The organism is Streptomyces sp. SID14436 (genome assembly GCF_010548465.1).
Taxonomy (GTDB): domain Bacteria; phylum Actinomycetota; class Actinomycetes; order Streptomycetales; family Streptomycetaceae; genus Streptomyces.
This window is the reverse complement of the sequence record NZ_JAAGMD010000730.1, coordinates 1-8,419: the sequence shown is the minus strand read 5'-3', so window position 1 is coordinate 8,419 and position 8,419 is coordinate 1. Positions and strand designations below refer to the sequence as shown.

The following is an 8,419-nucleotide window of genomic DNA, read 5'->3' as shown; positions in this document are numbered from 1 at the left end:
CGCCCCCTGCTCATGCGGGGTGCCGTGAGCGGGCGTCGGCCGCTGCGCCGGGTCGGGCAGGCGGACGCCGCCGAGGTCGACCGAGCCGCTGTCGCGGCCGGCGGTCTCGTGCGGGCCCGGCTCGTGCACGGTCTCCACGACCGGCTCGGGCGCGGGCGGCGCCACCTCGTTGCCCCAGGCGCCCTGCGCGCCGGGGAGGAGAAGGTCTTCTTCCTCGGGTGAGTGCTCGGAGAGGTAGGTGTACACGCCGGGCGCCGGGGCGCCCTGCTGCTCCACCGTGCCTGCGTTCTCCGGCTGTCCCTCGCCCGGGACCTGGCCGGTGTCGGTCATGCGTACCCCTCGCCCATCGGTTAGTGCTCCTACGACCCGCTCGCCCGGAACGGCGCACCGACCGCCCCACACTGAAGAACGAGCGTGCGTCCCCAGCGGCACGAACGGCCGGTCCAAAAAAGGCGACAAAGCCATTCACTGGCATTCTCGCGGCCGTTCGGCCGTCGCGTCAGCTTGATCGGCGACGGTTCCGCTGTGGACTGCGCCACGTTGCGCGTCCTCGGGTTGTGCCGTACCACACGCGCCCCAAAACGGGCGTGTTTTCGCGACATTGGCCGACGAGCCGGCGAGCGTCCGAGTTGCGGTACAACGGTCGGTCAGCCTACCGCGCGCGGTACGACAAGCCGATCAGGGGGGACGGTGCCGCGTACGGTCCCGCGGTCAGGCGCCGCGTGCGGGCAGCACCCCGCTGAGCAGGAACGCGACGCTCCGCTCGGTCTCCGTCCAGACCTGGGTGTCCAGTTCGACGGACTGGAGCAGCGCGCACTCGACCCGGTAGCCGTGTTCGGTGAGGTCCCGGCCGACGCGTTCGGCGGTGTCGCGGGTGGCGGCGTGCGTGACGATGCGCTGCGGGCGCCGGTCGGCGACCGCGGAGACCACGGCCGCTCCCCCGCCGCCGACCCGGACCACGTCGGGTTCGGGCAGGTTCTCCAGGACGTGCGGGGCGGTGCCGTGGACGATCTGGAGCTGGACGCCGTACCGGCGGGCGGTGGCGTCGGTGCGGGCGCAGGCCCCGGGGTCGCTGTCGACGGCGAGGACGGCGGCGCCGGCCCGGGCGGCCTCGGTCGCGAAGAGGCCGCTGCCGCAGCCGATGTCCCAGACGAGGTCGCCCACGCGGGGTCCGAGGCGGGCGAGTTGGGAGACGCGCAGCAGTTCCCGCTCGCCCTCGCCGAGGCCGCCGCCGTGGGCCTCGGCGGGCAGGGACCAGCCGCGCGGGCCGGAGGCGGGGTCGCGTCCGGCGATCCAGCCGGTGTCGGCGGCGCCGGCGGGGCCGCCGATGACGATGACGACGTTGGGGTCGCGCCAGGTGTGGTCGGCGGCCTTGTCGGAGGTGACCACCGTGACCTGTTCGCGGGCGGTGCCGAGTTCCTCGCAGATCACGAACGTGCGGTGGACGCCCTCCATGAGCAGGCCCAGTTCGGCGGGCCCGGCGCCGGGCGAGGTCAGGACGGCCACCTTGGTGTGGGCCCGGCAGACGTTCACCGCGCGGCGCAGGGTGCGCGGGTGGGCGACCACCACCTGGGCGTCGTCCCAGGGCATCCCGGCCCGGGCGAAGGCGGCGGCCACCGATGAGACGGCGGGGACGACCTCGACCTCGAGGCCGAACTCGGGGGCGCGCAGGGTGCGGACGACCCCGAAGAAGCCCGGGTCGCCGTCCGCGAGGACGACGGCGGTGCCGCGGTGACCGGCGATGCGGCGGGCGGCGAGGGCGACGGACCCGAGCCGGATGCGCTCGGCGCCCGCGGGCACCTCGGGAAGCGCCAGGTGGTGGGCCGCGCCGGCCACCAGGGTGGCGGCGCCCAGGGCGGAGCGTGCCGCGGCGGTCAGCGGCGAGCCGTCCCAGCCGATCACCGTGACCCGGTCGGCCATCGTCGTCAGTCTCCAGGGGTTCGCGCAGGTCGTGGTCGGCCGCCCGGCCGGAGGCCGGGCTTGGTGAGGGTACCTGGTGGGGTTCCGGGGCCGGGCGGGCGGTGGTGCCGTTCGCCGGGGCCGCGGTCAGTTCCAGTCGGTGAACGAGGTGTAGCCGCCGGTGTCGGCGAGCTGCTCGGCGGCGCCGTCGAGGTCCTCGGGGAGCAGGCTCCAGACGATGAAGTCGGTGCGCACGTCGGTCCAGCCGCCGTCCTCGGTGCGCAGGTGGGCTATGCAGGCGTTGCGCAGGACGCCCTCGCTGATGCAGCCGATCTTCTGGGCGACCTGCTGGGCGGCGGTGTTGTCGGCGGCGGTGCGCAGCTCGATGCGCTGGAGCCGCTGGTCGCCGATGAGCCACCGGGCGGTGGCCAGGGCGGCCTCGGAGGCGTAGCCCTCGCCGCGGGCCCAGGGGGCGATGATGTAGGAGAGTTCGGTGGAGCGGATGTGCCAGTTGGTCCGGGAGAGGCGGACGACGCCGACCAGGCGCTGGGTGAGGAACTCGGTGACGGCGAGGTCCAGGCCCCGTCCGGCGGCGCGTTCGGCGGGGGCGGACTCGGTGATCCAGGTGCGGGCGGCCTGTTCGGAGAACGGCTGGGGCACGTCGGTCCAGGCGGCGACCTGCTCGTCGTTCATCATGGCGGTGAAGGAGGGCACGTCGTCTCCGTCGAGGGGACGCAGCACCAACCGCTCCGTGCTGATGGAGATGTTGGGGAAGGTGCTCGTCATGCGCCGCTCCGTAACCTGAGAGACCGTCGGGTGCTGCTGAACTGCCCAGCATGCAGCATGAAAGCACTCTGCCGCACCACGGGGTGCGCCCCGCTCGCACAACGGCGCGAGGGGCACCCCCGCCCTGCGGCGGGAGTGCCCCTCGTGGACGGTTCCAGTCCTGCGGGCGGGGTCAGAAGGAGGCGACCACGGAGCCCGCGTACTTCTCGTCGATGAACTTCTTCACCTCGGGCGAGGTCAGGAGGTCGGCGAGCTTCTTGACCCGCGGGTCGTCCTCCTGGCCCTCCTTCACGGCGAGGAGGTTGCTGTTCGGGTTGTTCTTCGCGGACTCCAGGACGAGGGCGTCCTCGGCGGGCTTGAGGTCGGCCTCGATGGCGTAGTTGCCGTTGACCACCGCCGCGTCGACGTCGTCCAGGGAGCGCGGCGTCTGGGCCGCCTCCAGCTCCTTGAACTTGAGGTTCTTGGGGTTGTCGGTGATGTCCGCGGGGGTGGCGGCGGTGCCGACGCCGTCCTTGAGGGTGATCAGGCCGTTGGCGGCGAGCAGCTGCAGCGCGCGGCCCTCGTTGACGGTGTCGTTGGGGACGGCGACGGTCGCGCCGTTCTTCAGCGCGTCGGCCTTGTCGACCTTGTTGGAGTACAGGCCGAGCGGCTCCAGGTGCACGTCGACGACGGACGTGATGTGGGTGCCGTTCTTCTTGTTGAAGTCGTCGAGGTAGGGCTGGGTCTGGAAGAAGTTGGCGCCGACGGAGCCGTCCTCGGTCGCCGTGTTCGGCGTGACGTAGTCGGTGAACTCCTTGACCTCCAGCTCCAGGCCCGCCTCCTTCGCGAGGTTGTCCTTGACGAAGGTCAGGATCTCGGCGTGCGGTACGGGGCTCGCGGCGACGACCAGGGGGCCGTTGCCGTCGGAGGAGGCGTCGTCCTTGTCGGAGCCGCAGGCGGTGAGGCCGAGGGTGAGGGCTCCGGCGGCGAGGACAGCGGTGGTGATCTTGGCGGTGTTACGCACGAAAAGTGCCTTTCCTTGGTGGTACGACCCCTTGGGGCAAGGGGCGCGGCGCGAAGCGCCGTCGTTCTGGGGGGGTGTGGCCCGGGTCAGGCGACCTTGCTGATGTCGGCGGCGGCGGGTTCGCCGGCCTTCAGCAGGCGCAGCCTGGGTCCGGGGCCGGAGCGGGCTCCCCGGCGGTGCAGGGAGCGGGCCGCGTAGTCGCCGGCGAACTGGATCAGGGAGATGACGACGGCGAGCAGGGCCACGGTGACCCACATCAGGCCGGACTCGAAGCGCTGGTAGCCGTAGCGGACGGCGAGGTCGCCGAGTCCGCCGCCGCCGACGGTGCCCGCCATGGCGGAGTAGCCGATGAGGGCGATGACCGTGGTGGTGGTGCTGGCGATCAGCGAGGGCAGCGCCTCGGGGACGAGGACCTTGCGGACGATCGTCCAGGTGCTGCCGCCCATCGACTGGACGGCCTCGACGAGCCCGTGGTCGACCTCGCGCACGGCGGTCTCGACGAGCCGGGCGAAGAAGGGGATGCCGCCGATGGCGAGGGGCACGATGGCGGCCTCGCTGCCGATGGTGGTGCCGGTGACCCAGCGGGTGAAGCTCATCAGAGCGACCATCAGGATGATGAACGGCATGGAGCGGCCGACGTTCACGATCTGGCCGGTCACCTTGTTCACGACCGTGTTCTGGATCAGGCCGCCCTTGTCGGTGAGGACGAGGAGCACGCCGATCGGCAGGCCGACGACGACGGAGATCGCGGTGGACCAGCCGACCATGATCAGCGTCTCGACGGACGCCTGCTCCAGCAGCGGCTGCATCTCGGACCAGGTCACTTGGCGCCCTCCTTGACGAGCTCGGGCCGGTCCTGGCCGATGACGTCGATCTGCAGGCCCTGTTCGCGCAGGAAGCCGACCGGGACGACGTTGTCCTCGTAGCGGCCGGGCAGTTCGATGCGCATCCGGCCGACCTGGAGGCCGCCGACCGTGTCGATGGCGGCGCCCAGGATCGATATGTCGATGTTGTAGGTGCGGGACAGCTGGGAGATGACCGGCTGGGTGGCGCTCTCGCCCTGGAAGGTCACGTCGACGACGGTGCGTTCCTCGCCGGTCGCCTCGCCGCCGAGCGGGAACAGCGCGGCGGCCAGTTCGGAGCCGGGGGTGGCGAGCAGGTCGGTGACCGTGCCGGACTCCACGATGCGGCCGCGGTCCATGAGGGCGGCCGAGTCGCAGATCGACTTCACGACGTCCATCTCGTGCGTGATGAGCAGGACGGTCAGGCCGAGCTGGCGGTTGAGGTCGCGCAGCAGCCCCAGGATGGAGCGGGTGGTCTCCGGGTCGAGCGCGCTGGTCGCCTCGTCGGAGAGCAGCACCTTGGGGTCGCCGGCGAGGGCGCGGGCGATGCCGACGCGCTGCTTCTGGCCGCCGGAGAGCTGGGCCGGGTAGGACTTGGCCTTGTCGGCGAGGCCGACCAGGTCGAGCAGCTCCAGGGCCCTGCGGGAACGTTCCTTCCCCGATTTCCCGAGGATCTCCAGGGGCAGCTCGACGTTGTCCTGCACGGTGCGCGAGGACAGCAGGTTGAAGTGCTGGAAGACCATGCCGATGCGGCTGCGGGCCCGGCGCAGCTCCCGGCCCGCGCGGGGGCCGCGGCCGGCGAGGGCGGTGAGGTCCTGCCCGGCGACGGTCACGGTGCCGGAGGTGGGGCGCTCCAGCAGGTTGACGCAGCGGATCAGCGAGGACTTGCCGGCGCCGGACTGGCCGATGACGCCGTAGACCTCGCCTTCACGGACGTGCAGGTCGACGCCGTCCAGGGCGGTGACCTCGCGACCGCGTGAGCGGTAGACCTTGGTCAGGCCGGAGGTGGTGATCACGTGGGTATCCGTCACTCTCGAGTGCGCGGCGCGTCGCGGGCACCGGGCACGTGGCGTTCGGGGATCGGGGGCGGCCGGGGCGCGGCGGGGTGCTGCCGGGCGGGCCGGAGGGATCCGGGGCGCGGAAGGATGCGCGCGGGCGTGGCTCGGGCGGGCATGGGGGCATGCGGCCGGACGCGAGCCGGCTCTCGCTTCGGGGCGCGAGGCTCAGGTGGTGCGGGGGCCCTCTAGAAGGCGCACATTCGGAGCGGACACATACAACGAGCACCGGGCGGCTGATGCGCCTCGGTCGCAGGAGTGCGGTCGCTCGTCGTGGTCATACGAGCAGTAAACCAGACGTCTGCTCCCGACCCGCCCCCGCTGTCCAGCATGTGGACCCACGTGGACACGCATCCGCGCACTTCAGTGGCCTGCCGTGATCTCCATGCCCACGCCGGTGACCTGTACGGACACGGCCGACAGGTCGGGGACCACCAGGTCGGCGGTGAGTTCGCCGGCCTCGTGGGTTGTGGCCAAGGCCACGGTCCGCATGCCGGCGGCGCGGCCGGCGCGCAGCCCGGCGGGGGCGTCCTCGAAGACGACGCAGTGCCGCGGGTCCACCCCGAGGGTGCGCGCGGCCAGCAGGTAGGGCTCGGGGTCGGGCTTGCCCCGGGTGACGTCATCGGCGGCGACGAGCGTCTTGGGCAGGATGCCGACGGCGTCCAGGCGGGCCTCGGCCAGCCGCCGGGTGGCGGAGGTGACCACGGCCCAGCGCTCGGCGGGCAGGGCGGCGAGCAGCTCACGGGTGCCGGGCAGCAGCCGCACTCCCCCGTGCGGGACGTCCTCCACCTCGAGGTCCTCGATGCGCGCGACGGCCTCCGGGACGACGTCGGCGGGCAGCAGGTCGGCGGCTATCTCGGCGGCGGTCCGCCCGTGCAGTTCGACGGCGCCGAACCGTTCCGCCGTGATCCCGTACTCCGCGGCCCACCGGGTCCAGCAGCGGCGCACGGATTCCAGGGTGGACACCAGGGTGCCGTCGTTGTCGAACAGGAGGGCTTGCGCATGGATGGTCATGCCATCGACCTTACGGGTTCGAGGGGCGGCGACCTCGAACGGCGATCCCCTCCCGCCCCCGGCGGCCCGCGGCCGGGCTCTCGCGGCGCCCCGGGCCGGGGCCGGGCACGGCGGGGGTTTTCGGGCGTAATAAGGTCGCTGCCATGCTTGATGTCCTGACGCTGGTGACCGGCGTCGCCGCGCTGCTGCTGGCCGCCTGGTGCGGCTGGGCCGCCTACCGCGACCAGCCGACCAAGGACTGGCACTTCATCGGCATGGCCGTGGTCACGCTGCTGGCGCTGGTGCAGCTGATCGCCGGGATCGTGCTGCTGGCCCGGGGCGAGAAGCCGGAGCAGGGCACGACGATCTTCGTGGCGTATCTGCTGGGCGCCTTCGCGTGCGTGCCCGCGGCCGGCTTCATGTCGCTGGGCGAGCGCACCCGGTGGGGGTCGGTGACGGTCGCGGCGAGCGGCGTCGTGCTGGCCGTGCTGGAGGTCAGGCTCTATGACATCTGGGGAGGCTGAGGTGACCGTGACGCGGGAGAAGCCGGCCCGGGCGCGTCTGATCGGCGGCCCCGGCATGCTGCTGGTGTGGCTGTACGGCGTGATGGTGGTCGGCGCGGTCTCGCGCTCGGTGTACCAGATCGCCACCGAGTTCGACCGGGCACCGCTCGCCTACACGCTGTCGGCGGTGGCCGGCGTGGTCTACGGCTTCATCACCTACACGCTGGTCCGCGGCGGGGAGACGGCCCGCAGGGCGGCGCTGGTGTGCTGCGCCGCCGAACTGGTGGGCGTCCTGACGGTGGGCACCTGGACCCTGGCCGACCCGTCCGCCTTCCCCGACGCGACCGTGTGGTCGGACTACGGCATGGGCTACCTGTTCATCCCCGTGCTGCTGCCGCTCACGGCGATGTACTGGCTGCGCCGGGCCCGCACCCCGTAACGGCACACCGGCGCCCCGGGCCCGGGTCCCGACGGGGCGTCAGGAGCCGGGCGCCGGAGGCCGACGGGGCGTCAGGCCGTGGCCGCGTACGATCCGGCCGTCTTCTCCAGGACGATCATCGGTACGCCGTCGGCGCCCTGGGAGGTGCCCACTCGCTGGTAGCCGACCTTGCTGTACAGCCGCAGGTTGCTCTCGCTGCGGTGTCCGGTGTGCAGGCGGAAGGTGCGGGCGCCGCGCTCCTCGGCGAGGGCCGCTTCCGCCGCGCGCAGCAGGCGGGCGCCGATGCCGTGGCCCTGGAGGCGGGGGTGGACGCAGAGCTTGCCGATGGCGGCGGCGCCCTCCTCGGTGATCGTGCCGCGCACCGAGCCGACCACCTCCTCGCCGAGGCGGGCGACGTAGACGCAGTCGGCGGCGACCTCCGCGCGGACCGATTCGAGGGTCTGCACCAGCGGGTCGATGCGGTAGTTGCCGTAGAGGGCCGCTTCGCTCTGGAAGCACAGGTACTGCAGCCTGAAGATCTGCTCCGCGTCCTGCTCGGTCGCCGCAGAGATGGTCACGCTCATGCCCATGTGCGCACGCCTCCCGCTCACCTGATCACCTGTTGTCCCCCACTCCTATCCCCCACGTCCGCCCCCCGCAACCTCCGCGGCAAGCAAACGACGTAGACATCCCAGGCATCGGGAACGTTCCGGCCCAAGACTGCCCTGTGACATAGCCAACGCGCCTGCGATTTCCCGGTATGTCGGGTCCTGCGGTGACAGCAGCGCCTCCAGCAGCCGGGGACAGCGGCCGGGCAGCCGGCGCACGGCGTCCCGCAGTGCCCGGCCGCGGGCCGCGTTGAGCGCGAGCCGTTCCGGTCCGGGGTCCGCCGGGTCGGCCGGGTCCGTGCCGAGCGGTGC

General features: G+C 72.5%; 10 protein-coding genes and 1 pseudogene. 2 read left to right on the top strand and 9 right to left on the bottom strand.

Annotated elements, in window-relative coordinates; translation table 11 throughout:
* The 7 genes from G3I53_RS26545 to G3I53_RS26515 all read right to left on the bottom strand — a co-directional run.
* A partial coding sequence (locus G3I53_RS26545; RefSeq protein WP_203617440.1) for a hypothetical protein occupies window positions 1-330 on the bottom strand: 330 nt, incomplete at its 3' end.
* A 381-nt stretch (window positions 331-711) separates the two neighbouring features.
* Entirely contained in the window at window positions 712-1,920 is a 1,209-nt protein-coding gene (gene cbiE / locus G3I53_RS26540) for a precorrin-6y C5,15-methyltransferase (decarboxylating) subunit CbiE (RefSeq protein WP_164438844.1), read from the bottom strand.
* A 126-nt stretch (window positions 1,921-2,046) separates the two neighbouring features.
* Window positions 2,047-2,685: a GNAT family N-acetyltransferase gene (locus G3I53_RS26535; protein ID WP_164334020.1), complete on the bottom strand. Its 639-nt coding sequence runs from the start codon at window positions 2,683-2,685 to the stop codon at window positions 2,047-2,049.
* Between the two features lie 172 nt (window positions 2,686-2,857).
* Entirely contained in the window at window positions 2,858-3,688 is an 831-nt protein-coding gene (locus tag G3I53_RS26530) for a MetQ/NlpA family ABC transporter substrate-binding protein (RefSeq protein WP_164334019.1), read from the bottom strand.
* A gap of 86 nt (window positions 3,689-3,774) precedes the next feature.
* Window positions 3,775-4,512, bottom strand: coding sequence for a methionine ABC transporter permease (locus tag G3I53_RS26525; RefSeq protein ID WP_164334018.1), 738 nt, complete (start codon window positions 4,510-4,512; stop codon window positions 3,775-3,777).
* Complete coding sequence (locus G3I53_RS26520; RefSeq protein ID WP_164334017.1) at window positions 4,509-5,546, bottom strand: ATP-binding cassette domain-containing protein; 1,038 nt, start codon at window positions 5,544-5,546, stop codon at window positions 4,509-4,511. Before G3I53_RS26520 ends, G3I53_RS26525 begins: the two co-directional genes overlap by 4 nt.
* Window positions 5,547-5,948: 402 nt before the next feature.
* Window positions 5,949-6,599 carry an HAD family hydrolase gene (locus G3I53_RS26515; protein ID WP_164334016.1) on the bottom strand — a complete coding sequence of 217 codons (651 nt, stop codon included), beginning with the start codon at window positions 6,597-6,599 and terminating at the stop codon, window positions 5,949-5,951.
* 143 nt (window positions 6,600-6,742) lie between these two features.
* On the opposite strand from G3I53_RS26515, the gene G3I53_RS26510 reads away from it, so the two are divergent.
* Together G3I53_RS26510 and G3I53_RS26505 are read left to right on the top strand one after the other, a co-directional pair.
* Window positions 6,743-7,102: a hypothetical protein gene (locus G3I53_RS26510; protein WP_164334015.1), complete on the top strand. Its 360-nt coding sequence runs from the start codon at window positions 6,743-6,745 to the stop codon at window positions 7,100-7,102.
* Window position 7,103: 1 nt separating this feature from the next.
* Window positions 7,104-7,520, top strand: a complete 417-nt coding sequence (locus tag G3I53_RS26505; protein ID WP_343239545.1) for a hypothetical protein — start codon at window positions 7,104-7,106, stop codon at window positions 7,518-7,520.
* A gap of 71 nt (window positions 7,521-7,591) precedes the next feature.
* Here G3I53_RS26505 and G3I53_RS26500 read toward each other — a convergent pair whose 3' ends face one another.
* On the bottom strand, window positions 7,592-8,089 hold the full coding sequence (locus G3I53_RS26500) for a GNAT family N-acetyltransferase (protein WP_164334013.1): 498 nt from the start codon (window positions 8,087-8,089) through the stop codon (window positions 7,592-7,594).
* A 45-nt stretch (window positions 8,090-8,134) separates the two neighbouring features.
* Window positions 8,135-8,419 (bottom strand): annotated as a pseudogene (locus tag G3I53_RS34180) (sigma-70 family RNA polymerase sigma factor); the annotation flags it as partial.